This is a genomic window from Streptomyces sp. NPDC028910, from assembly GCF_055564955.1.
Genome location: NZ_JBVHVF010000002.1, coordinates 284,435 through 307,742, shown reverse-complemented (window position 1 = coordinate 307,742; position 23,308 = coordinate 284,435). Strand labels below are relative to the sequence as shown.

At 73.3% G+C, this 23,308-nt stretch carries 20 protein-coding genes and 1 riboswitch; of the genes, 11 read left to right on the top strand and 9 right to left on the bottom strand.

The features are described from left to right. Nucleotides 1-122 precede the first annotated feature (122 nt). The 3 genes from ACZ4TV_RS04075 (at nucleotide 123) to ACZ4TV_RS04065 (ending at nucleotide 3,283) form a co-directional block, all read left to right on the top strand. Nucleotides 123-695 carry a TIGR03086 family metal-binding protein gene (locus ACZ4TV_RS04075; protein WP_468130427.1) on the top strand — a complete coding sequence of 191 codons (573 nt, stop codon included), beginning with the start codon at nucleotides 123-125 and terminating at the stop codon, nucleotides 693-695. Nucleotides 696-838: 143 nt separating this feature from the next. Continuing rightward, nucleotides 839-2,056: an aminotransferase class I/II-fold pyridoxal phosphate-dependent enzyme gene (locus ACZ4TV_RS04070; protein WP_468130720.1), complete on the top strand. Its 1,218-nt coding sequence runs from the start codon at nucleotides 839-841 to the stop codon at nucleotides 2,054-2,056. 36 nt (nucleotides 2,057-2,092) lie between these two features. Continuing rightward, nucleotides 2,093-3,283, top strand: coding sequence for an MBL fold metallo-hydrolase (locus tag ACZ4TV_RS04065; protein WP_468130425.1), 1,191 nt, complete (start codon nucleotides 2,093-2,095; stop codon nucleotides 3,281-3,283). On the opposite strand, the gene ACZ4TV_RS04060 is transcribed toward ACZ4TV_RS04065, so the two are convergent. The 3 genes from ACZ4TV_RS04060 to ACZ4TV_RS04050 form a co-directional block, all read right to left on the bottom strand. Next, nucleotides 3,280-3,738, bottom strand: coding sequence for a MarR family winged helix-turn-helix transcriptional regulator (locus ACZ4TV_RS04060; RefSeq protein ID WP_468130423.1), 459 nt, complete (start codon nucleotides 3,736-3,738; stop codon nucleotides 3,280-3,282). The two genes, ACZ4TV_RS04065 and ACZ4TV_RS04060, sit on opposite strands and share 4 nt — an antisense overlap. 73 nt (nucleotides 3,739-3,811) lie before the next feature. Further along, nucleotides 3,812-4,450, bottom strand: a complete 639-nt coding sequence (locus ACZ4TV_RS04055; RefSeq protein WP_468130421.1) for a DedA family protein — start codon at nucleotides 4,448-4,450, stop codon at nucleotides 3,812-3,814. Continuing rightward, nucleotides 4,447-5,223: an MBL fold metallo-hydrolase gene (locus ACZ4TV_RS04050; protein ID WP_468130718.1), complete on the bottom strand. Its 777-nt coding sequence runs from the start codon at nucleotides 5,221-5,223 to the stop codon at nucleotides 4,447-4,449. Before ACZ4TV_RS04050 ends, ACZ4TV_RS04055 begins: the two co-directional genes overlap by 4 nt. A gap of 116 nt (nucleotides 5,224-5,339) precedes the next feature. Between ACZ4TV_RS04050 and ACZ4TV_RS04045 the strand changes: the two genes are divergently transcribed. The 6 genes from ACZ4TV_RS04045 (at nucleotide 5,340) to ACZ4TV_RS04020 (ending at nucleotide 12,997) form a co-directional block, all read left to right on the top strand. Then, nucleotides 5,340-5,744, top strand: coding sequence for a hypothetical protein (locus tag ACZ4TV_RS04045; protein WP_468130419.1), 405 nt, complete (start codon nucleotides 5,340-5,342; stop codon nucleotides 5,742-5,744). 176 nt (nucleotides 5,745-5,920) lie between these two features. Then, nucleotides 5,921-8,065 carry a phage holin family protein gene (locus tag ACZ4TV_RS04040; RefSeq protein WP_468130417.1) on the top strand — a complete coding sequence of 715 codons (2,145 nt, stop codon included), beginning with the start codon at nucleotides 5,921-5,923 and terminating at the stop codon, nucleotides 8,063-8,065. A 75-nt stretch (nucleotides 8,066-8,140) separates the two neighbouring features. Next, on the top strand, nucleotides 8,141-9,532 hold the full coding sequence (locus ACZ4TV_RS04035; RefSeq protein WP_468130415.1) for an amino acid permease: 1,392 nt from the start codon (nucleotides 8,141-8,143) through the stop codon (nucleotides 9,530-9,532). A 42-nt stretch (nucleotides 9,533-9,574) separates the two neighbouring features. Then, on the top strand, nucleotides 9,575-10,015 hold the full coding sequence (locus ACZ4TV_RS04030) for an SRPBCC family protein (RefSeq protein ID WP_468130413.1): 441 nt from the start codon (nucleotides 9,575-9,577) through the stop codon (nucleotides 10,013-10,015). Between the two features lie 115 nt (nucleotides 10,016-10,130). Continuing rightward, complete coding sequence (locus ACZ4TV_RS04025; protein WP_468130411.1) at nucleotides 10,131-11,192, top strand: ATP-binding protein; 1,062 nt, start codon at nucleotides 10,131-10,133, stop codon at nucleotides 11,190-11,192. Continuing rightward, nucleotides 11,189-12,997: a vWA domain-containing protein gene (locus ACZ4TV_RS04020; RefSeq protein WP_468130409.1), complete on the top strand. Its 1,809-nt coding sequence runs from the start codon at nucleotides 11,189-11,191 to the stop codon at nucleotides 12,995-12,997. Before ACZ4TV_RS04025 ends, ACZ4TV_RS04020 begins: the two co-directional genes overlap by 4 nt. An 11-nt stretch (nucleotides 12,998-13,008) precedes the next feature. Here the strand turns inward: ACZ4TV_RS04020 and ACZ4TV_RS04015 are convergent, their stop codons facing one another. Next, nucleotides 13,009-14,598 (bottom strand): RNA polymerase sigma factor, encoded by a 1,590-nt coding sequence (locus ACZ4TV_RS04015; RefSeq protein WP_468130407.1) that lies wholly within the window; start codon nucleotides 14,596-14,598, stop codon nucleotides 13,009-13,011. Between the two features lie 375 nt (nucleotides 14,599-14,973). Beyond that, nucleotides 14,974-15,076, top strand: a riboswitch (ZMP/ZTP riboswitch). 84 nt (nucleotides 15,077-15,160) lie between these two features. Between ACZ4TV_RS04015 and ACZ4TV_RS04010 the strand changes: the two genes are divergently transcribed. Next, a complete protein-coding gene (locus tag ACZ4TV_RS04010) occupies nucleotides 15,161-16,006 on the top strand; it encodes a bifunctional 5,10-methylenetetrahydrofolate dehydrogenase/5,10-methenyltetrahydrofolate cyclohydrolase (protein WP_468130716.1) in 846 nt (281 codons plus the stop codon). 10 nt (nucleotides 16,007-16,016) lie between these two features. Here the strand turns inward: ACZ4TV_RS04010 and ACZ4TV_RS04005 are convergent, their stop codons facing one another. The 5 genes from ACZ4TV_RS04005 to ACZ4TV_RS03985 all read right to left on the bottom strand — a co-directional run bounded on the left by ACZ4TV_RS04005 (nucleotide 16,017) and on the right by ACZ4TV_RS03985 (nucleotide 22,168). After that, nucleotides 16,017-17,180 (bottom strand): MAB_1171c family putative transporter, encoded by a 1,164-nt coding sequence (locus ACZ4TV_RS04005; protein WP_468130405.1) that lies wholly within the window; start codon nucleotides 17,178-17,180, stop codon nucleotides 16,017-16,019. Beyond that, the gene (locus tag ACZ4TV_RS04000) at nucleotides 17,177-18,610 is read right to left on the bottom strand and encodes an NAD(P)/FAD-dependent oxidoreductase (protein WP_468130403.1); all 1,434 of its coding nucleotides are present in this window, start codon (nucleotides 18,608-18,610) and stop codon (nucleotides 17,177-17,179) included. Before ACZ4TV_RS04000 ends, ACZ4TV_RS04005 begins: the two co-directional genes overlap by 4 nt. 87 nt (nucleotides 18,611-18,697) lie before the next feature. Continuing rightward, a complete protein-coding gene (locus tag ACZ4TV_RS03995) occupies nucleotides 18,698-19,261 on the bottom strand; it encodes a toxin-antitoxin system, toxin component (protein WP_468130401.1) in 564 nt (187 codons plus the stop codon). Next, nucleotides 19,258-20,319, bottom strand: coding sequence for a hypothetical protein (locus ACZ4TV_RS03990; RefSeq protein WP_468130399.1), 1,062 nt, complete (start codon nucleotides 20,317-20,319; stop codon nucleotides 19,258-19,260). Before ACZ4TV_RS03990 ends, ACZ4TV_RS03995 begins: the two co-directional genes overlap by 4 nt. 190 nt (nucleotides 20,320-20,509) lie before the next feature. Further along, nucleotides 20,510-22,168: a PucR family transcriptional regulator gene (locus ACZ4TV_RS03985; RefSeq protein ID WP_468130397.1), complete on the bottom strand. Its 1,659-nt coding sequence runs from the start codon at nucleotides 22,166-22,168 to the stop codon at nucleotides 20,510-20,512. A 243-nt stretch (nucleotides 22,169-22,411) separates the two neighbouring features. On the opposite strand from ACZ4TV_RS03985, the gene ACZ4TV_RS03980 reads away from it, so the two are divergent. After that, nucleotides 22,412-23,308, top strand: a complete 897-nt coding sequence (locus ACZ4TV_RS03980) for an FAD binding domain-containing protein (RefSeq protein ID WP_468130395.1) — start codon at nucleotides 22,412-22,414, stop codon at nucleotides 23,306-23,308.

Below are 23,308 nucleotides of genomic sequence, written 5' to 3'. Positions count from 1 at the left end.
GTGGACACCGGGCTTGTGTTCCAAGGGGGTTGGGTGGGCCGGTGGCAGGGCCATGCAGGTGCGAGGAGAGTGGGCCAAGGGGGCTCCAGGGGAGAAGCTCACGGCAGAGGACGGTGAGAGTCATGCCGGACACGCTGCTCGAACGGCATGCCGAGGCGCTGCGGCTCTTCGGTGAGCGGGTGCGCGCCGTCAAGGACGACCTGTGGGACGCGCCGACCCCGTGTACGGAGTGGAACGTGCGGGATCTGGTCAACCACGTCACCGGTGAGCAGCTCTGGATCCCGCCGCTGGTCACCGAGGGCCGCACTGTCGAGGAGCTCGGCGACGCGTTCTCCGGCGACGTGCTGGGCGCGGACCCGGTGGCCGCCTGGGAGGAGGCGGCGGCCGCCGCGCAGGCCGCCTTCGCCGCGCCCGGCGCGCTGGAGCGGACCGTCCGGCTCTCGTACGGGCCCACGCGCGCATCGGCGTACTGCTCGGAGCTGACCGCGGACTGCGTCGTGCACGCCTGGGACCTCTCCCGGGGCATCGGCGGCGACGACCGGCTGCCCGACGGCCTCGTCGAGTTCTCCATCAAGGAGGTCATGCCGTACGCCGACGCGCTCGCGGCCAGTGGGGCGTACGCCGCGCCCCTGGAGGTCCCGGCGGGTGCGAACGCGCAGACCAGGCTCCTCGCCCTGCTGGGGAGGAAGGGCTGATCCCGACGCCGGGCATCGGCGACGGGCGTCCCGATAGACGGGCGTCCCGATAATGGGCATACAGCCTTAAATAATCGTATAAAGGTCAGGTCGGCTGACCGTGGCGGACGAGCGAGCGCGGAAGGCGGGAAGCGGTGGCGGGGATGCAGCGCACGGCGGCGGAGGGCCACGGCCCGGTGCGATACGGACCACCCGCACCCCAGCCGGGCCTGCCCGTGCTGCCCGAGCTGGTCACCGTCCTGGCCGCGGCCGCCGGGCGCGCCGCCCCCGAGCCCCCGGGCGGTGGGGAACCGGTACGCGAGGCCGCCTGCCGGCACTGGGGCCGGCGCGGGCTCGCCACCTCCCCGGAGAACGTGGCCGCCGGACCCGGAGCCCCCGCCCTGCTGCTGGCCCTGATCGGGGCGTACGGGGGCGATGTGATGCTGCCCCGGCCGTGTCCCGCCTGGTGGACCCCGCAGGTCCGACTGCTGGGACGGCGGGCCTACCACGTGCCGACCCCGGCCGAGTGCGGCGGCGTACCGGACCCCTACGCCCTGCTGGAGACCGTACGCCGGGTCCGCGCCGAGGGCGGCGACCCGCGGCTGCTGCTGCTGTCGGTCGCCGACGACCCGACCGCGACCGTGCCGCCGCCCGAGCTGCTGCGCGAGGCCTGCGAGGCCGCCGAATCCGCCGGGCTGTTCGTCGTCAGCGACGAGAGCTGGCGCGACACCGTCCACCGGCCGCACGACACGCTGGTGCTGAGCCCCGCCGAGATGCTCCCCGAACAGGCGGCCGTCCTCGTCGACCTGTCCGGCGCGCTGCTGCCCGCCGGCTGGCCCGCCGCCGTGGTCCGCTTCCCCGACACCGCGCGCGGGACCTGGCTGCGCGCACGCACCCTCGACGTCCTCACCGCCACCGGCGCGATGGTCGCCGGCCCCGTCGCCGCCGCCGCCGCGCACGCCCTCGACGAACCCGGCGCCGTCGCCGAACGCGCCCGCGCGGCCGCCGCCCTGCACGGTGTGGTGGCCGCCGCCGCACACCACACCCTGCTCGCGGCCGGGGCGCTGGCCCGGCCCCCGCAGGCCGGCCGACACCTCTACGCCGACCTCACCCCGCTGCGCGCCGGACTCGCGCGGCACGGGATCGGCGACGCCATGGAATTGGAGGACTGGCTCGGCGGCCGGCTCGGCGCGCCCACGCCCGGCGGGCAGCGGTTCGCGGACGAACTGGGCGAGCTGCGGGTGAGGTTGTCCACCGGTCCGCTGCTGGGCGCCACCCCCGAGGAGCGGCTGGCCGCCCTCACCGCGCGCGATCCGCTCGCGCTGCCGCACGTACGAGGCTCCCTGGAACTCCTCGGATCAGTCCTGGCCGGGCTGGCCTGACACCCCTCCCCGACCCTGGCGAACGGAGACTTCTCGATGAGGGACCGGACGGACGCCGTCGCCCCCGCCTCCGCCTCCACGGCGCCGGTACGGCCGGCCGTCGCCCAGCGGCCCGCGCCCCGGCCGGAGCCGGACCCGGACCCGGTGCCTGAGGCGGCGCTGGCTCAAGGGCCGGGGCCTGGGCCGGGGCCGGGGCGAGGTGCAGGGCTGGGGCCGGGGCCCGAGCCGGTGCTGGAGCCCGCGCGCGAGCGCCCTTCCGCCCCGCGCCCGCTCGGGGAACACCGCCGCTGGCCCGGCTCCTTCGCGGACCGGCTGACCACCCCGCTCCCCGGCGTCCGCGGCTTCGCCCGACTCGCCCGCGAGGGCGCCTTCCGGCCCGGCCCCGAAGGGCTGCGCGGCATCCCCGACCTGCCGTACGAGCCCGCCCCGCTGCCCGCCGCGCCCCCCGGCACGGTGTGCGTCACCTGGGCCGGACACGCCAGCTGGGTGCTGCGGACCGGCGGACTGACCGTACTGACCGATCCCGTCTGGTCCCGTCGGATCCTCGGGACCCCGACCCGGATGACCCCCGTCGGAGTGCGCTGGGAGGATCTGCCGCCGGTGGACGCGGTGGTGATCAGCCACAACCACTACGACCACCTCGACGCCCCCACCCTCAGGCGGCTGCCCCGGCACACGGCCCTCTTCGTCCCGGCGGGTCTCGCCGGCTGGTTCCGCCGCCGCGGCTTCACCCGGGTCACGGACCTCGACTGGTGGGAGTCGGCCGAACTGGACGGCGTCCGCTTCGAGTTCGTCCCCGCCCACCACTGGTCGAAGCGGTCCCTGATCGACACCTGCCGGTCCCTGTGGGGCGGCTGGATCCTCACGGACACGCTGAGCCCGACGCCGCGCAAGGTCTACTTCGCGGGTGACACCGGCTACGGCCACTGGTTCGGCGAGATCGGCCGCCGCCACCCCGGCATCGACCTCGCCCTCCTGCCGGTCGGCGCCTACGCCCCGCGCTGGTGGCTCGGCGATGTCCACGCCGACCCCGAGGAAGCCGTCAAGGCCTGTCTCGACCTCGGCGCCCGCCGGATGGCCCCCATGCACTGGGCCACCTTCGTCCTCTCCGCCGAACCGGTCATGGAACCCCTGCACCGCACCCTGGCCGCCTGGTCCCGCGCCGGACTGCCCCGCGACGACCTCTGGGACCTCCCGATCGGCGCCTCCCGCACCCTCGGCCCCTAGTGGTGCCAGGCCTTGCCGCCCGTGTTGTGGATGAACCGCTGGAGCACCTTCAGCGTGGTCCGGTACTCCTCGTCGGAGATGCCCGCGTGGCGCTCGTCCCACAGGTCCTTCTGCAGGGCCGCCGCCCGCTCGTAGAAGGCCCGGCCCTCGGCGGTGAGTTCGAGACGCTCCCCGGCGTCCGGCGTGAGCCATCCGCGGGCCACGGCTGTGTCGATCTCCTCGGCCAACGCCTCCGCCCCCACGGCTAGGTAGTTCCGCAGGGTCGCGGAGACGTCCGCGCGGGTCCTGGGCGCCCCGGCACCCGCCACCTGGTGGAGGATCCACCACTGGGGCTGGGTGGTGCCCAGCTCGGCGAGTGCGCCCCGGGTGCGGGTGACGACCGCGTCGTAGGCCGCCCAGCTCCAGTAGCCGATGGGCTGCCGGATCAGTTCGGCGTCGTCGTGCGAGTACTCCATGGTGGATCGGCTCCGTTCGCTCTTCGAGATCGCCCGTCGATCAAGAGCCTAGAACCCGAACCGCACTTGAGGTCTAGCCCGGCCTGTACCTCGCCCGGAACCGGCGCCAGAAGGCCGGGCCCGCGCTGATCAGCAGGGTCAGGCCGACCGCCAGCGCCACGCCCTTCCAGGGCTCCGAGAAGAGGGAGCCGCCCAGGATGCCGATCAGGCCGTACGTCGCCGCCCAGGCCAGGCACGCCGGAGCGTCGCCGCGGGCGAAGCGGCGCAGCGGCAGCCGCGCCAGGAGGCAGGCCAGCATCACCGGGATCCGGCCCGCCGGGAGCAGCCGCGAGACCACCAGCACCAGCACCCCGTGCTCGTCCAGCCTCGTCCGCGCCTGCTCCAGCCGCTCCGGCGTGGCCCGGCCGCGCAGCGCTTCCAGCCAGCGCGAGCCGTTCCGCGATCGCACCCCGCGCCGCCCGAGCCAGTACAGCGCCATGTCCCCGGTGAACGCCGCCAGCGCCGACACCCCGAACACCAGCAGCACCCCGAAGGGCAACGTCTGGTGATGGAACGCCACCACCGCGGCCGAACTCACCAGCGCCCCCGTCGGGATCACCGGCACCAGCGCGCCCAGCGCCACCAGCACGAACAACGCCGGGTAGCCCACCGCCTGCTGGGTGGTCTCCGGCGGCACCTGGCCGGCCGCCGCCGCGACCTCGCGCCACGTCACGGCAGCCGGACCCGCTCGCCCTGTTCGAGCACCCGTACCGTCACCTTCGGCGCCAGCTGCCGCGCCCGCCGCTCGAACTCCTCGCCCGGCGCGTGGAATTCATGCGGCCGCACCGCGTCCATCCCCACCGGCCAGTACGTCCCGTAGTGCACCGGCACCGCCGCCGCGGGCGCCAGCGAGGCCAGCGCCTGCGCCGCCCGGTCCGCGTCCAGGTGCCCCGGGCCCAGGTACGGGCCCCAGCCGCCCACCGGCAGCAGGGCCACCTCCACCGGCCCGACCTCCGCGGCCATCGCGTCGAACAGCCCGGTGTCCCCGGCGAAGTAGGTCCGCGCGGCGCCCTGCACCACGTACCCGAGCGCCGGCGCGACCTGCGGCCCGAACGGCAGCCGCCGCCCGTCGTGCCGCGCGCGGACCGCCCGGACCCGTACGCCGCCGCGTACGGTGACCTCCTCGCCCGGCGCCACCTCCGTCACCGCCAGCCGGCGCAGCCGGGCGACCCGCGCCAGGCCCGGCACCGCCCGGCGCGCCCCGCGCGGCACCAGCAGCCGGGTCCCGGGCGCGAGCCGCCCCAGCGACGGCAGATGCATGTGATCGGCGTGCAGGTGCGACACCAGCACCACGTCCGCCACCGCCGCCTCGGCCGGGGGCACCGCCCCGCGCCGCCGCCGCAGGTGCGCGAGGCGCCGCGCGAACAGCGGATCCGTCAGCAGCCGGACCCCGGAGTCCTCGACCGTGCACGTGGCGTGCCCCCACCAGGTGATCTCCACCGACACCCGGGCCTCCTCCCTCACGCCCCCCACGAGCCTAAAGCCTGCCCCGCGGGTCCGCCCGGAACCGGAAGCGGCCGCCCCCTCCTCTCCGGCGGCGGATCGGAGTAGGGTCCGGCGGCATGGAAGAGTTGCGCGTGGCCGCGATCGCCAGCCTGGCCCCGCTCGAAGACCTGGACGCCGACCCCTTCGCCGTGGACACCCGCGGCCAGCACGCCATGTGCGCGCGCTGGGCCGCCGACCGGGGCTACGTCGTGACGAAGCAACTGCTCGTCTACGGGCTGCGCGCCGACCACTGCGGGCTCTGGTCCGACGTCGACGCCGGGCAGGTCGACCTCTTCGTCGCCGCGAACCACCGGGTGCTGGCCCGCGCCCTGCGCTCCGTCGAGGAGTTCACCGCCGAGTGCGAGCGGCGCGGCGTACGACTGGAGACCGCCGGGGACGACGAACCGCAGTACACCTCCGCGATGAAGGCCGAGGTGCACCGCCGGCTCTCGATGCCGACCGCCGGCTACGACGGCACCTGAGCGGCACCCACGCCCGACGCGCCTGCCCGCACCTGACCCGACCGGCAGCTCCCCGGCGCCTGACCGGCACCTGACCGGCCGCTCGCGCACCCCCGTGCGCCGTCCGTGTCGCCCGCCCGGGTGCGCCCGGCTGTGCGAGCCTGGGAGGCGGGACGGGGCTCGCGGGAGGTAGCGGCGTGTGGCGAGGACGGTGGCGGACCGCGGGCAGCGCCCTGGTGCGGGTGATCCTCGTGTGGGCGGTGTCCACCCTCACGATGCTCGCCCTGGCCGGGATCCTGCCCGACTTCCGGCTCCAGTCCGACGACGGTGACAGCATCACGCAGATCGGCCTGACCGCCGCCTGGGGCGCCGGGGCCTTCGGCCTGCTGAGCGCGCTGGTGTGGCCGGTGCTCGTACGGGCCCTGCTGCTGGTGCCCGCCCTGGTGCTCGGGCTGCTCGTCTTCTTCCTGAACGGCTCGCTCCTGCTGATCGCGCTCAGCCTGATCCCGGCAGGGCGGGGCGAGGCGGCCCCCGAGACCGCGGTGGTCGTGGCCGCCGTGATGTCCGCGGTGGCCTCGGCGACCTCCACCGCACTCGCGGTGCGCGACGACGAGGCGTACCGGCGCCGCCTCTACCGGCTCGCCGACCGGCGCCGCCGCAGGCAGGGCGGAGCGCGCGCGCCCCGGGCCGGCGGGACCGCGCCCGGGCTGGTCTTCCTCCAGCTCGACGGGGTCGGGTACGAGGTGCTGCGCCACGCGTGCGGCAGCGGGCTGATGCCCACCGTCGCCGGCTGGCTGGACCGCAGCCACCGCGTCGCGTCCTGGCGTACGGACTGGTCGAGCCAGACCGGGGCGAGCCAGCTCGGCATCCTGCACGGCTCCAACTTCGACGTGCCCGCCTTCCGCTGGTACGAGAAGGACACCGGCGAGGTGGTGGTCTGCAACCGGCCGACCAGCGCCGCCGAGCTCCAGCGGCGGGCCGTCGAGCGCACGGGGGACGGCGGACTGCTCATCCTCGACGGGGCGAGCCGGGGCAACCTGTTCAGCGGCGGCGCCCGCCAACTGGCGCTCGTCCTCTCCGTCTCGGCCCGGCGGGGCCGGGCGAACCGGTCCCGCGCGGGCTACTTCGCGTACTTCTCCGACCCGGCCAACGCCGTCCGCACGGCCGTGTCCTTCGTCGCCGAGGCGGTCCGGGAGATCGGCCAGTCGCTGCGGGCGCGGATCCGCGGGGACCGCCCGCGGGTGGCGCGCGGCGGGCTGTACCCGCTGATCCGGGCCTTCGCGACCGTGGTCGAACGGGACGTGGTCGTCGCGGCGGTGATCGGCGACATGCTCGCCGGCCGCGCCGCGGTCTACGCCGACCTGGTCGCCTACGACGAGGTCGCGCACCACTCGGGCCCGCGCGGCCGGGACACCGACCAGGTGCTGCGGCGCCTCGACCGGAGCCTCGCGCTCATCGCCCGGGTCGCCGAGCACGCACCGCGGGAGTACCGGATCGTGCTGCTCTCCGACCACGGCCAGAGCCCGGGGGAGACCTTCCTCAGCCGCTACGGACTGACGCTGAAGGACCTGGTCCGGGCCGGCTGCGGGCTGCCGGTCTCCCGCCGGGCCGGCCGCACCCACAGCGGGGCCGAGGCCCGGGCGGCCGTCCTCGCGGCCCTCCACCGGCCGGTGGAGGAGGGCGAGGAGGCCCATCCGCACCCGGGCTCCGACCCGGTGGTGCTCGCCTCGGGCAACCTCGCTCTGATCTCCTTCCCCGACCTCCCCGGCCGGGCTTCGCGCGAGAGCATCGAGCGTGCGCACCCCGCGCTGCTGGCGACCCTGGCGAACCATCCGGGTGTGGGCTTCCTGTTGGTGGACGGGGTGGTGCTGGGACCGGACGGGGCGGCGGCGCGCCTGGACGTCCCGGGGGAGGCGGAGGAACTGCTGGCTCCCTTCGGCCCCGGCGCGGCGGAGGCCGTCCGCCGGACGGACACCTTCCCGCACGCGGCCGACATCATGGTGAATTCGGCCTACGACCCGGACACGGGCGCGGTGCACGCCTTCGAGGAGCAGATCGGCTCGCACGGCGGTCTCGGCGGGGAACAGGGACACCCGTTCCTGATGTGGCCTGCGGAGCTGTCGGAGCCGGGGGGTGAACTGGTCGGCGCGGAAGCGGTCCACCGCGTACTGCGGAGGTGGCTGCGGGAGGCGGACGGGCCTCAGGTGCCGGTGGACCTGCGGCGGCCGGCGCTGCGCTCCCCTGCCCCGGCGCCGAGGGCGGCGGAGGATTCTCCGCTGGAGGGGGCCGCAGGCGGAATCTTTCCTTCCGTAGGGGGCTCCGTGCGGGACGAAACCCGCTGATTTGGTGCGGACCCGGTGGTGGCCGACCATGTGTCGACCTGCCCACCATGTGAGACACCCCGAGGCGCACCACCGATGACCAGCACCGCAGCCCCGCCCGCAGAGACCGCCAGGACGGCCGGGACGTCCGGGCCCCGCCCGCAGGGGGAACGGCGCTTCGGTCTGCCCGTCGCGACCTGCCTCGTCATGGGCAACATCATCGGCGGTGGGATCTTCCTCCTCCCCGCCTCGGTGGCCCCCTTCGGCACCATCAGCCTCGTCGCCTTCGCCGTGCTCACCCTCGGCGCGATAGCCCTGGCCCTGGTCTTCGGCCGCCTCGCGCAGCGGCACCCGCAGACCGGCGGCCCGTACGTCTACGCCCGCGCCGCCTTCGGTGACTTCGCCGGCTTCCTCGCCGCCTGGAGCTACTGGATCACCACCTGGGTCTCCAACGCGGCACTCGCGGTGGCGGCCGTCGGCTACCTCTCCGTGCTGCTCCCGGTCATCGGAGAGCACAAGTGGTCCATGTGCCTGGCCGCCCTCGCCGTGCAGTGGCTCCCGGCGCTCGCCAACCTGGCGGGAACCCGCTACGTCGGCGTCGTCCAACTCGTCTCCACCGTACTGAAGTTCGCCCCGCTGCTGCTCGTGGCCGTGGGCGGGCTCTTCTTCTTCGACCCGGCCAACCTCGGTCCCTTCCAGGCCACCGGCCAGAGCGCGGTCGGCGCCGTCTCCGCGTCCGCCGCGATCCTGCTCTTCAGCTACCTGGGCGTCGAGTCCGCCGCCGTCAGCGCGGGCGAGGTCCGCGACCCGGCCCGCAACGTCGGGCGGGCCACGATCCTGGGCACCGTGGGCGCCGCCACCGTCTACCTGCTCGGTACCCTCGCCGTCTTCGGCCTGGTCGCGCACGAGAAGCTGGTCTCCTCCGAGGCCCCCTTCACCGACGCCGTCAACGCCATGTTCGGTGGGACCTGGGGTGGCACGCTCGTCGCCTGCGCCGCCGTGATCTCGATGGCCGGCGCGCTCAACGGCTGGACCCTGCTGAGCGCGCAGACCCCGTACGCCGCCGCCAAGGACGGGCTCTTCCCCCAGGTCTTCGGGACGAGGAAGCGCGGCGTCCCGGTGGTCGGCGTGATCGTCACCGTCGTCCTGGCCTCGGCGTTGACGGTCTACAACTACACGGCCGGCTCGCAGGGCGTCTTCGAGGTCCTGGTCCTGGTGACCACCTTCACGGCGACCGTCCCGTACCTGCTCTCCACCGCCGCGCAGATCTACTTCCTCGCCACGGGCCGGTCCGAGCGGGTCGCGCCCGGCCGCCTGTTCCGCGACGCCACCCTCGCCTGCCTGGCCTTCGGCTTCTCGATGTGGCTGGTGGCGGGCTCCGGCTACGCGGCCGTCTACCAGGGCGTGCTGTTCCTCTTCGCAGGGGTCCTCGTGTACGCCGTGATGGCCGCGAGGAAGGACCGCGCGGCCGCCACACCCGAGGGGTAGTTTGGAACCAGAGGACAGTCAGGGGGGCTCTAAGGGGTCGCCATGTCCGCGATCAGCAAAAGCATCGAGATCGACCGCAGGCCCGAGGACGTCTACGCGTACGTGACGGATCCCAGGCACCTGCCGGAATGGCAGGACAGCGCGGTATCCGCCGTCCCGATCGACGAACTCCCCGTCCACGTCGGTTCGAGGGTCGTCGTCACCCGCAAGATCGGCAAGCGCAGCGTCCCCACGACCATGCAGGTCGTGGAACTCGACCCGCCGCGCAGCTGGCACTTCCACGGGCTCGACGGGCCGGTGCGGCCGGACGTGCGGGGCCACATCGAACCCCTCGAGGGCGGGAGCCGTTCACGCGTCACCCTCTCCGTCGACTTCGAGGCCCACGGTCTGGGCAGGGCCCTGGTCCCCCTCGCGGTCAAGCCCATGGTCCGCAAGGAGATGCCGAGGAGCGAGGAGAAGCTCAAGCACCTCCTCGAAACCTGACCGGCTCCGGGGACTGCCCGGCCGGCTCCCGGGAAAACCGGATGCTCCGGGGCGCGTGGTGCGGCCAGACTGGCCGCACCGCGTCACCCGCCCCACCCTGAGGACATCCACGCCCGTGCAGGCCGCCGTCACCGTCACCCCCGCCCAGATCCCCGAACTGCTGCTCGGCCTCGCCACCGTGCGGCCCGTGTTCCTCTGGGGCGCTCCCGGCATCGGAAAGTCCTCGCTCGTGCGGAAGTTCGCCGACTCGCTGGGCCTGGAGTGCGTCAGCCTGCTCGGTACGCAGCTCGCCCCCGAGGACCTGATCGGCGTACCGCAGATCCGTGACGGCCGGTCCGTCTTCTGCCCGCCCGAGGCCATCGCCCGCGACGAGCCCTACTGCCTCTTCCTCGACGAGCTCAACGCCGCGAGCCCGGACGTCCAGAAGGCCTTCTACTCCCTGATCCTCGACCGCCGGATCGGCTCCTACGAGCTGCCCGCCGGGTCCATCGTCATCGGCGCCGGCAACCGGGCCACGGACAACGCGCTGGCCCGGCCCATCGCCTCCGCGCTCGTCAACCGCCTCACCCACGTCCACCTCCAGGCCTCCGCACGGGACTGGCTGGTCTGGGCCGGCGAGCACGGCGTCCACCCCTGGGTCACCGACTACCTCACCGACCGCCCCGACCACCTGTGGTCGCAGCCGCCCAAGACGGAGGAGCCCTTCTCCACCCCTCGCTCCTGGCACATGCTCTCCGACGCCCTGCACTCCTTCGGGGCCGAGCTCGACGAGCAGACCCTCAAGGTGATCGCGCACGGCACCCTCACCCCCGCCCACGCCGTCTCCTTCTGCGGCTACGCGAAGATCGTCCGCCACACCTTCGGCATCGAGGCGATCATGAAGGGCGACGCGAACTGGCCGCGCCGCCCGGAGGACCGGGACCTGCTGTACTACCTGGCCGAGGCCTTCCGGGGCCGCCTGCTCAAGGAGCTCCCGGCGCAGAAGGAACACGTCTCGCCCGCCATGCGGCAGTCCGCGTACCGCTTCAAGTCGCTGCTCGTCCAGCTCGCCGAGATCTCCGTCGAGGTGGCCCAGACCGTGATCGCCGACGACGCAGACGGTCTGCCGGTCCTGCCCGGCTGGTTCCTGATCGAAGCCGCCCGCGACATGCCCCGCCTGGTCGAGGCCCGCCGATGAGCGGTGTCGCGCGAAGCAAGGCGGCCAAGCCCGATCCGGCCGCCCAGGCTTTCACCGAGGGCCTCGCCCTGGTCAAGCGGAACCTGGCGCTCGGTGCCGTCGACGGCAAGGTCTGCCGCCAGGCCCGATGCGGGGCGACCCCGGCCGGGGGACTGGCCGCCGTGACCTCCAACGGCACCGTCCACGTGCACCCCACCAAACGGGCCGACCCCCAGGAATGGGCCTGGGCCATCGCCCACGCCCTGCTCCACCTCGGCTTCGGTCACGTTCCGGCCTCCAAGGACGAGAGCCGTACCCAGCCCGACCGCTTCGACCTCGCCGCCCGCTGCGCCGTCGTCAACCGCTTCCTGCTGACCTTCCCGGTCGGCCGGGCTCCGGACCACCTCCCGTCGGAGTACCCCGGCGGGGACGAGGAACTGCTCGCCGCCCGCTGGCGGCGCGACGGCATCCCGGCCGCCTATGAACGCTGCGGCACCGCCGGAGACCACCCGGACCAGGTCCTGGTCACCTGGCGGACCTGGAACACCACGGTCCCCGACTGGGAGACCGCCTTCGCCGCCGCCCTCACCCGCAGCGTCTCCGCCGCCATGGACGTGGCGGGCGGCCGCCGCGACCGGACCACCGGCGAACGCCTCGCGCAGCGCCCCTGGGACCGGGCGCTCAACTGGTTCGTCTCCTCGTACCCGCTCCTCGGGGGGCTGGCCGCCGGTCTGACCGTCGTCGCCGACGCCGAGCTGGCCCGCGCCCAGGCCATCTCCATCGCCGCCGTCAGCGCCACCGCGGGGGAGATCTACATCAACCCGCTGCGCACCTTCGAGGACGAGGAGTGGCGGTTCATCCTGGCCCACGAGATGCTGCACGCCGCCCTGCGCCACGGCGAGCGCCGCGGCGCCCGGGACCCGTACCTGCACAACGTCGCCGCGGACTACGTCGTCAACGGCTGGCTCGTGGAGATGCGGATCGGCAGCATGCCCGAGGGGCTGCTGTACGACCCGGAGCTGCGGGGGCTCTCCGTCGAGGAGGTCTACGACCGGATCGCCACCGACCTGCGCCGGATGCGCCGCCTCGCGACCCTGCGCGGCAAGGGCGCCGGGGACATCCTGGGCGAGCCGCTCGGGCACGGCGCGGGGCGCCCGTACGCGGACCTCGACGAGTTCTACCGGCGCGGACTGGTCCAGGGCTTCGACCTGCACGTGCGCGGGGAGCGCGGCCTGCTGCCCGCCGGGCTCATCCAGGAGATCCGGGCCCTGGCCCATCCGCCCGTGCCCTGGGACGCCCGGCTCGCCCGCTGGTTCGACGAGTACGTGCCGCGGCCCGTGGCCGTACGGTCCTACGCGCGCCCGGCCCGCCGGCAGGCCTCTACTCCGGACATCCCGCGCGCGGGCCGGTACTTTCCGCCCGAGGAGATCGCCCGCTGCACCTTCGGGGTGGTGCTCGACACCTCGGGATCGATGAACACCGCCCTGCTCGGCAAGGCGCTGGGCGCCATCGCCTCGTACGCGGAAGCCCGCGACGTACCGGCGGCACGCGTCGTGTTCTGCGACGCGGCGCCGTACGACGCGGGCTATCTTCCGCCCGCCGAGATCGCGGGCCGGGTGAAGGTGCGCGGGCGGGGCGGCACCGTGCTGCAGCCGGGCGTCGACCTGCTACAGCGGGCGGAGGACTTCCCGCCCGGGGCCCCGGTGCTGGTGATCACGGACGGGTGGTGCGACACCCTGCGGATCCGGCGCGAGCACGCCTATCTGGTCCCGCAGGGTGCCTCCCTGCCGTTCACGCCACGGGGGCCCGTCTTCCGACTGGCCTGAGACCTGCCGGCTTAGTCCAGGTAGTCGCGCAGTACCTGCGAACGCGACGGGTGGCGCAGCTTCGACATGGTCTTGGACTCGATCTGGCGGATCCGCTCACGGGTGACCCCGTACACGCGGCCGATCTCGTCCAGGGTCTTCGGCTGGCCGTCGTTGAGGCCGTAGCGCATGGAGACCACGCCTGCCTCGCGCTCCGAGAGCGTGCCCAGGATGGACTGGAGCTGCTCCTGGAGGAAGGTGAAGGAGACCGCGTCCGCCGGCACGACCGCCTCGGAGTCCTCGATGAGGTCACCGAACTCGCTGTCGCCCTCCTCACCCAGGGGGGTGTGCAGGGAGATCGGCTCGCGGCCGTACTTCTGGACCTCGATGACCTTCTCGGGGGTCATGTCGAGCTCCTTGCCCAGCTCCTCCGGAGTGGGCTCCCGGCCGAGGTCCTGGAGCATCTGGCGCTGCACGCGGGCGAGCTTGTTGATGATCTCGACCATGTGGACGGGGATGCGGATGGTGCGCGACTGGTCGGCCATGGCACGCGTGATCGCCTGCCGGATCCACCAGGTCGCGTAGGTGGAGAACTTGAAGCCCTTGGTGTAGTCGAACTTCTCCACGGCGCGGATCAGGCCGACGTTGCCCTCCTGGATCAGGTCCAGGAAGAGCATGCCGCGGCCGGTGTAGCGCTTGGCGAGGGAGACCACGAGGCGGAGGTTGGCCTCCAGCAGGTGGTTCTTCGCGCGGCGGCCGTCCTCGACGAGGATCTCCAGCTCGCGCTTGAAGGCGGGCTTGTGGTCCTCCTCCTCTTCGAGCTTGTACTCGGAGAACAGACCCGCCTCGATGCGCTTGGCGAGCTCCACCTCCTGCTCGGCGTTGAGGAGCGGCACCTTGCCGATGAGCTTGAGGTAGTCCTTGACGGGGTCGGCGGTGGCGCCGGCCACCATGACCGTCTGCGCCGGGGCGTCGTCCTCGTCGTCGTCGGACAGCACGAAGCCCTGGGCGCCGCCGGCCTTGGGGGTCTCCTCCTCGGCCTCGTCGGCGAGGTCCTCGGCCGCCCAGTCCTCGCCCTCGACCACGGGGGTCTCGGCCTCGTCGGCGTCCTTGGCGCCGGTCTTCTTCGCCGCGGCGGTCTTCTTCACGGCGGTCTTCTTGGCGGCGGTCTTCTTGACCGTGCGCTTCTTCGGCTCGGCGGCGGCCTCCGCAGACGCCTCGTCCTCGATGGCGGCGGCCGGCGATGCGGATATCGCCGAGGCCGCGGCAGGGGCCGGGCTGGTGGCGGAGGCCTTGCGCGCGCCGATGGGGCGGGGCGCGGCGGGGGCCTTCTTGGCCACGGTGCGGGCCGGGGCGGCGGCAGCCTTGCGGGGCTTCTTGGCGGCAGCCTTGGTGGCGGGGGCCGCGCTGACGTGAAGGGCGACACCCTCCTCGTCCAGGACCTGGTTCAGGCTGCGCAGGACCCGCTTCCACTGGTCCACCGGGATGCGGCCGGCCTCGAAGGCCTGGCGCACGTCGTCACCGTTGATGTGACCCTGCTCGCGGCCACGCTCGACGAGCGTGACCAGGGCCTCGGATTCGGCGATCTCCGGAGGGAACGTACGGGACGGGCTGAGCGACACAAGGAGCCTCTCGTTGCGAACAGATAAGGGGTGGGCGGGACATCATCGCGCGAACTCGGGAAACAGACCCGAGGGGGGTCTGTATTCCGGGGCCGCGCGAGGACACCTGTCGGTTCATCGCATGCCCGAGTCGATTCGTTACGCGCTGAATTGAGTGACCTGCGCCACGCTGTGGCCGCGCAACCGATCCGGCGTGGATCCGTCCGCCCTCTCCGTCAGCCCTTTTTGCGGGCTTCGACGAGGAAGCGGGCGGGGTGCGCGACGACGAACGGACCTTCGCGTTCGACCACCTTCCGGAGAAAGTAGATCACGGCTCCGATGCTGATCGTCCCAGGTTCGGCACCGGTCAACCATCTGTTCGGTCGACTACAGTGGGCGGCGGGCCGTGACTGGCGTTCGGGTGGATCACCACCGGGGAGCGGCCCGGCGTACCTCCGGACCTTCCGTACGTCGACTGCCGCGCGCCTGGGCGAACCGCGATCCGCAGCGACGTTCAGGAGACCCCGTGACGACCGCCCCTCTTGCATCGAACACGCAGACTGCCCCCGCCTCCGCCCGGCTGATGGACGGCACCGCCCTCGCCCGCCGCATCTCGGAGCAGACCGCCGCCCACGCGGCGAAGATCACCGAGCGCACCGGCACCGCGCCTTGTCTCGCGACCGTGCTGGTCGGTGAGGACCCCGCCTCCGTCACCTACGTACGCATGAAGCAGAACCGCTGCGCCAAGGCCGGGATCACCTCCCGCCACGTCGAGCTGCCGGCCGGGACCACCACCGAGGAGCTGGTGGCCACCCTCACCGCGCTCTCCGAGGACCCCGGGATCAGCGGCATCCTGCTCCAGCACCCGGTCCCGCACCACATCGACGAGCGCGCCGCCTTCGAGGCCATCGCCCCCGGCAAGGACGTCGACGGGGTCACCATGCACTCCTTCGCCGCCATGGGCTTCGGGCTGCCGGGCTTCGTCTCCTGCACCCCCGGCGGCATCATGCGCCTCCTCGCCGCCTACGACGTGGACCTGACCGGCAAGCACGCCGTCGTCGTCGGCCGCAGCGCCATCCTCGGCAAGCCGGCCGGGATGCTCCTGCTGGAGCAGAACGCCACCGTCACCTACTGCCACTCCCGCACCCGGGACCTCCCGTCGATCGTGCGCCAGGCGGACGTGCTGGTCGCAGCCGTCGGCAAGGCCGAGTTCATCCGCGGCGAGGACATCAAGCCGGGCGCCGTGGTCCTGGACGCCGGGTACAACGAGGGCAACGTCGGCGACGTCCACTTCGAGTCGGCCGCCGCCCGGGCCTCGCTGATCACCCCGGTGCCGGGCGGAGTCGGCCCGATGACCATCGCCGTACTGCTGGAGCAGACCGTCCGGGCGGCCGCCGCGCAGGCCGGGCTGGACCTCGACCAGCTCTGAGGCCGGTCGGTCAGGTCCGCGTGGCGGCGGCCTCGCGGGCCGCGGCGACGATGGGTGAGGTGCGGAACTCCCGGGCCAGTGCGCCCAGCGGGCTGCTGTCCAGCCGGTACGCCGGGTCCGGGCGCCCGACCTCCCCACCGGCCGCCCCGCGCCGGCACGCCGCGGCGAGCATGGCGGCGTCGGCCACGACCGCGGCCCGGGCCTCGCCCATGCCCTGGGCGCGCGCGGCCTCGTACGCCGCGCGGCGCACGGCGGGGTCGAACCAGCGGGCGAGGGCCAGGATCCCGTCGTCGATGACGGACTCGCGGTGGATCAGCCGGATCCCGACCGGTGACCACCAGGTGAGCGGCACCGTCCGCACACTGGACGCGGCGAAGCCCCGCAAGGCCTTCCACAGCGGGTGCAGCCGCCGGTACTGGCTGAAGTCCCGCCAGGCCGCCGATCCGCCGACCAGCGGCACGATGAAGCCCGTCGCGACCATGAGCGCCGCCCCCGAGGCCAGCGGCGGGGCCACTTCGGTGGACAGGGCGTCCCAATCGCGGCCGCTCCACCGGGCGCCCAGCGCGGTCCACTTGGCGGCGAGGTAGCCGAGGTCCAGCAGCCCGCCTAGCACGATCAGGGCCAGCCCGGTGCGCAGCGGCCGCAGGGAGGGGTCGGCGCGCCGCAGCCACCGCCCGGTCAGCACGGTCAGCGCCGAGCTGCCCACCGTGTGGGCCAGCAGGTAGCAGACGATCATCTCCCGGATCCAGGGCGTGCCGGCGTAGTACGTGTCCAGGTCCCGCAGGCGTTCCACCGGCGCGTCGCCGATCACGAACAGGACGACGATCGCCGCCGTGACGGCGCCGAACCCGGCCACCGCCAGCAAGGTGGCCCGGCGCACCGCGGCCGGCGGGCCGCCGCCCCACTGCAGGACCAGGACGACGCACGCCCCGGAGAACGCGGTGATCAGGCCGAAGACGAGCGGCGCCGAGAAGTTGGGCACCCCGGTGAGGCGGTTGACCGCCGCGATCGTCGGCGGCGCCGCCAGGACCAGCACGAGAGAGCCGACGACCAGCAGCGCGCACACCGCCCGCATCAGCGGCTGGTCCCAACCCCGGCGCAATGTCGGCGCCTTGACCAGCAGGATCAGGATCAGGAGCGCCCCCGGCACGTAGAGGATGAGGCCGTCCTTCACCGGACCCGGCCGACGGGGTCGGCCGGACCGGACCTCTGGTCGAGCCCGGCGACGGTCCGCTCGGCGGCCGTGAGCGGCGGCGCGGTCAGCGCACCCCGGTCCGAGGCGCGCAGGACGTGCCAGACCACCGACGGCCGCAGCCAGTGGGTGGGCGCGCTGCTCATGGTGATGACCTGGAGGAAGGCCGCGGTCAGCGCGTCCCGGGTGGTGGCCCCCGTCATCAGCCGGCTGACGTACGCGTTGAGCAGCCCGGCCCCCGTCCGCGGCTTCATGCCGGTGGCGCCGGGATAGAGGATGTCCTGCGAGGTGGCGAGGTCCCAGGCGGTGGCCACCTGCGGGGCGATCGCGCGCTGCGCCTCGCGGCCGAAGGCGGGGTGGGCGAGTCCCTTGGAGCGCAGCAGGGAGCGGACGGCCAGCAGCCCCTGGGCGGCGACGGTCATGCCCTGCCCGTACAGCGGGTTGAAGGTGGCGACCGAGTCGCCCACGGCGAAGAAGCCGTCGGGCAGGGCGACCTTCTCGAAGTAGATCCGGCGGTTCGCCGTGCCCTTGGTGACGGCGACGTCCGTGAGGGGCTTGCGGCCTTCCAGCAGCTCGCCGACGATCGGGTCCCGGATGCCCTTGGCGAAGGGGATGAACGCGTCGGGGTCGCCGGTCGGCTGGCCGCCGCGGGTGCCGGACAGGGTGGCCTGCCACTGGCCGTTCTCGATGGGCACGATCGTGGCCGTCTGGCCCGGTACGGGCACCCGGGGATCGGACTGCACGTTGACTATGGGGAAACCCGACGCGTGGGCTCCGGCGGGCGCCTCGAAGATCCGGGTCGCGTAGACCAGGCCGGAGTCGACCTCCGCCTGCCTGATGCCGCTCACGCCGAGCTCCTGCAGCCAGATCCGGGCGCGGGAGCCGCGCCCGCTCGCGTCGACGACGAGGTCGGCGGGCACGAGCCTGCCCTCCTCGTCCGGGGTGTCGACGCGGACCCCGGTGATCCGGGCCGCCGTGCCCTCCAGGCCCCGGACGCGGCTCTGCTGGAGGGTGGAGACCCCTTTCAGCGCGGTGACCCGGGCCCGGACCACCGAGTCGAGGAGGTCGCGGCTGCAGGAGATGTTGAACTGCATCTCCGCGCAGCGCGGGATCCAGCCCTCGGCGGTCTTGGTGACCAGGTCGGTGGGCAGGCTGCGGCGGATCGCGCCCGCCGCCGTCCAGTCCTCGGTGATGCCGGGCAGGATGTCCTCGATCGCGCGCGCCCCGCCGGACCACATGACGTGGACGTGCCGGGCCTGGGGCAGTCCGCGGCGCGGTGCCGGGCTGTCCGGGAGGCTGTCGGCGTCGATGATCGTGACCGTCGCGGACTCGGCCAGGACGGCGGCCGCGAGCAGGCCGGCCATGCTGCCGCCGATGACGACGGCGTGGCGGGGCGGGGAAGACTGGGTCATCGTGTCGTGCTCTCTGTCAGGGCCGTGCTGAGGGCATCGGCGCAAGGGGTGCGGCAGGGGGCGAGGAGATGGTCACCGGCGTGACGCTCAACGCCCCCAGCCGAGCGAGGTCTTGATGCGCTCGATCGCCTCGGGGAACTGCTCTTCCCGGGGTGGTGGCAGATGGGGCTTGAGGAGTTTGCCGAGGTACAGGCCGAAGGTCTCGGCCCGGATCTCCGCGGGGTCCTCCCGGTCGGCACGGGCGGCGGCCTGCCGGACCAGCGTGCTCAGCCCGGTGTCCGAACGCAGCAGCTCCGCGAGGTCGCCGTGGCGGCCCGTCAGCCGGGCGGCCACCGCCATGCCCGGGCCGTGGCTGTCGCAGGTGCCCTCGTCCACGTGCCACAGCTCGTGGCACGCGATGACGAGCTGGTGCTCGGGGCGGGTGCGTTCCTCGATGACGAGGAGATCGCGCTCGTCCATCTGCAGCCAGAGGCCACTGGCCGTGTCGGGCGGGAACGAGGCAAAGCGGAAGTCGACCTTCCGACCGCCGCGCCGCCGGGCGTACGCGGCGCACACCGCCCCGATGATCTCGGCGGCACCCACCGGCGCCGTCAGACGGGCGCCGGCCAGCAGATCGCCGCCGAGCTGTCGCATCGCCCGCGTCGTCCTCATGACGCCCCGCCCTCGGCAGTCGGCTCTCCGGCGGTCGGGCTCTCAGCGGCTCGGCCCTCGGTCGGCGCCGTCGGCGGACGGCCGAGCTGGCCCTCACGCGCGAGCAGATCGTCCAGGTGGTCGGCGAGCGACTTCCAGCCCCGCGGGGAGAGCCGGCCGGCACGCGTGACGATGCTCCGTACGTCGTGCGCCCGCATCACGGCCAGCATCGGGTTCTCCCGCTCCCGCTCAGCGGACTCCAGCTCGCCCTCGACCACGGCGAGGGCGGTGGCGAGCGCCTCGGTGTCGTCGGCCAGCAGGAAGCCGCCCTCGACCCCGTAGAAACGCTGGATACCGGCGGCCGCGGCGAGGTTCGGCAGACCCTCGCCCTGGGCGAGGCGGGTCAGCGACTGCCCTGACGCGTCGAAGGACTTGGCGATGGCCGCGAGCGAATGGGGCTGGCCGTCCTCCCGTACGCGGGTGCGGCGCAGGTGCTCGAACCGCTGGTGCACCTGCTCCTTCAGGGGAAGCCGGGGCGGCTTGCCGTCGAGGGTGAGCCGGATGGCCTGTGGGGTGATGCCGGTGAGGTACGACAGGTGCGCCAGGTCGTCCCGGCCGTCCGAGGGGGTGGTGGCCGAGGGGGTGGTGGCCGACAGGGCGAGGGCCCGTTCCACCGCGCTCTTGCTGTCGGCCAGGAGGAAGCCGGCGTAGACGCCGAAGAACCGCTGCACGCCCGCCGCGTGACCCATCCGCGGCAGTCCGGTGCCCGCGTTGAGGGGGCCGAGGGAGGCCCCGGGGGCGTCGAAGTCGTCGGCGATGGCGGCGAGCGGCCATTCCCGGCCGTGCTTGTCGCGACGGGTGGCGCGCAGCCGCAGGAAGCGCTCGTGCACGCGCTGCTCCAACGGCACCTCGACGGCCGTGCCCGCCACCACCCGTGGAATGCGGCCGGGTTCGACTCCGGACAGGTGACTCAGCCGCTCCACCGCCAGCACCTCGGCCGGATCCTGACCGCGCCGCTCCGACAGCGCCTCGACGCGACGCCAGATCGCGGCGAGGTCGGTTCGGGCGGCGGCTCGCACCGGGGCTTTCTCCATATATGTCGACAAGACGTTCGAGTTGATGCTGCGTGAAGCCTAGCCTCCCGCCCTTGACCGAACCAGGGGAACCCCAACGTTTCCTGCCGTACAACTCAAAAAGGGTTGGCATGACCGCGCGTTACTCGGTGAGGAACCAGGGCGGTGCGCGCTCCACGAGCGGGTCGGACGGCGCTCAGCCGGCCCTCAGGGCCGCCAGGAAGTCCAGTCTGGTCTCGAGCCGGCCCAGGTCCCGGCCGGTGAGTTGCTCGATGCGGGCGATGCGGTGGCGCAACGAGTTCACGTGCAGGTGGAGTTGGGCGGCGCAGGTGGTCCAGGACGCGTCGCACTCGAGGAACCGCTCCAGCGTGGGCAGCAGGTCGGTTCGGTGGCGGCTGTCGTGATCGCGCAGGGGGCCGAGCAGACGGGCGGCGAAGGCCTGCCGGGTCGCGGCCGGGATGAGGGGCAGCAGCGACAGGATGTGCGAGGTGAGGTCGTCGGGGCCGCGCACGGTCACTCGTTCCGGGCCGTCATCGGCGACCCGCAGCGCGGTGCGCGCCTCGTCGAGCGCCCGGCGTGCGTTCCCGGGTGCTGCCACCGGGGAGCTGACGCCGACGCGGACGTTGCCCGCCGGGCCGAGCCAGCGCGCGAGTACCGCGGCGAGTCTGCGCTGGAGGGCAGCGCCGTCGAGAGCCGGTTCGGGGAGCCCGTCCACGGGTTCGGGGACCAGTACGAAAAGTACGGCCTGTTCGTCGTCGACGGTGGCGGCGATGTCCTGCGGCGATACCGGCACCGGGCCGTCCGGTTGGATCAGGGCCTCCTCCAGGAGTACGCGCAGGGCCCGGGCGGGGATGGGGCCTGTTCCGTGCCACCCTCCCCTGGCGACCACGAACTGGCAGCGCTGCCAGGTGTCCTTCTGGCTGACGACGGCCTGCGCGGTGCTGCTCAGCCGGACGGGGATCTCATCGGCCGGGACGCGGCTGTGCAGCAGGTCGAGGAGTGTACGGGCCAGGTCGTTCAGCGCCACCTTCGCCTGGTGGTGTGCGGATCGCGCGTCAGCGGCCAGTTCGACGATCCGGCCGAGGAGTTCCACGTCCGTCGCCGGCCAGGTCGACGTGTCCGCCTCCACGACCAGCAGCCAGTCACCCAACTCGGCGGCGTCCTGCGCCGCGGTCGACGGGCCGGCGGCGTCGTGTACCGGCACGAGGGAGTAGAGCCGGTCCCCGATCGTGACCCGATGGGGAGCCGCCTCGCACGAACGGCGCGCGGCGAGGTACCTCCCGGCCAGTGCCATCGCCGTCTTGGCGTGCAGCAGAGGGCGTGCCCCGGCTATCTGACGTCCGGTCGCGGACAGGACGCGCACGTCGAGGCCGAGGCTGTGCCGCAGGAGCTCCAGTACAACGTCCGGGGCGCTGCGGTCGGTGAGGAGCCGGCGGTGGCGTTCGACGACGGCGGCGAGGTCGCCGACGTGCCGGCGGTGCAGCCGGCGCAGGACGTGTTCGGTGATCGCGGTGAACGACGTTTCCGGTGTCACGGCGACGAGGGGCAGGCCGTGGCGTCGGCAGGCGCGTACGAGGTCGTCCGGGACGAATCCGTGTGCGGCTTCGCCGGCGGCGAGGGCCGTGACCCCCGCCCGGCCGAGGACGCGCACGAAAGGCTCGGCGTCTCCGTCCTGTCGCCACCAGGCGAGCCCGGTGAGGACGAGTTCGCCGCCGGCGAGGAAGCGACCGGGGTCGACCAGGTCGGTCGTCAGAACGGCGCTCACGGTCCGGTCGTCAGAGCTGTCGCCGGCGTCCTGACCCACGAGCAGCACGAGCCCCAGCTCGTCCACGTCCAAGAGTTCGCGCAACCGCATGATCGCCACTCTCTCACGTGCCCCCGAAAGGTTCACATTGTTTCCGTAACGCGGATCGCCGCAGCTCACAGGCACGACGCGGTGGGAAAGCACGGTGGTCCACAGCCGACGGAGAGGCCGGTTTCGGGGGATCGGTGACTGCCTCGCCCCCTTGATCGCTCGGTCTACTTCAAGGCATCCACACGAACGCCCCGGACGAACGACTCACCACGAACCACCCGATGAAGAAGAAGAGAGCCGCGCATGGACTTCCTTCGCCCCGCCAGCTGGGAGGAGGCGCTCGCCGCCAAGGCCGAGCACCCCACGGCTGTGCCGATTGCGGGGGGCACCGATGTGATGGTCGAGATCAACTTCGACCACCGTCGCCCCGAGTACCTCCTGGACCTGAACCGCATCGCCGAGCTCCGGGAGTGGCACGTCGCCGAGGAGACCGTCCAACTGGGCGCCTCCGTCCCGTACACGCAGATCATGGAAAACCTCCGCACGGAGCTCCCGGGTCTCGCGCTCGCCTCGCACACGGTCGCGTCCCCGCAGATCCGTAACCGCGGCGGCGTCGGCGGCAACCTCGGTTGTGCCTCGCCGGCCGGTGACTCCCACCCGGCGCTGCTGGCGGCGGGTGCCGAGGTCGAGGTGGAGTCCGTACGCGGCTCTCGCCTGATCCCGATCGACGAGTTCTACACGGGTGTGAAGCGCAACGCGCTGGCCGCCGACGAGCTCATCAAGACCGTTCACGTCAAGAAGGCGGACGGCCCGCAGCAGTACTCCAAGGTCGGTTCGCGCAACGCGATGGTCATCGCGGTCTGCGCGTTCGGTCTGGCGCTGCACCCCGAGACCCGCACGGTCCGTACGGGTATCGGTTCGGCCGCGCCGACGCCGATCCGGGCGAAGGCCGCCGAGGAGTTCTTGAACGCCGCGCTCGAGGAGGGCGGCTTCTGGGAGTCGGGCAAGGTCATCACTCCGTCGATCGCCAAGCAGTTCGGTGACCTCGCCTCCGGCGCGGCCAACCCGATCGACGACGTCCGCGGCACGGCGAAGTACCGCCGTCACGCGGTTGGCATCATGGCTCGCCGCCAGCTCGTCTGGACCTGGGAGCAGTACCGCGGTACCGGCAACGGCCGCTCGCTTGAAGGGGCTGCGTAA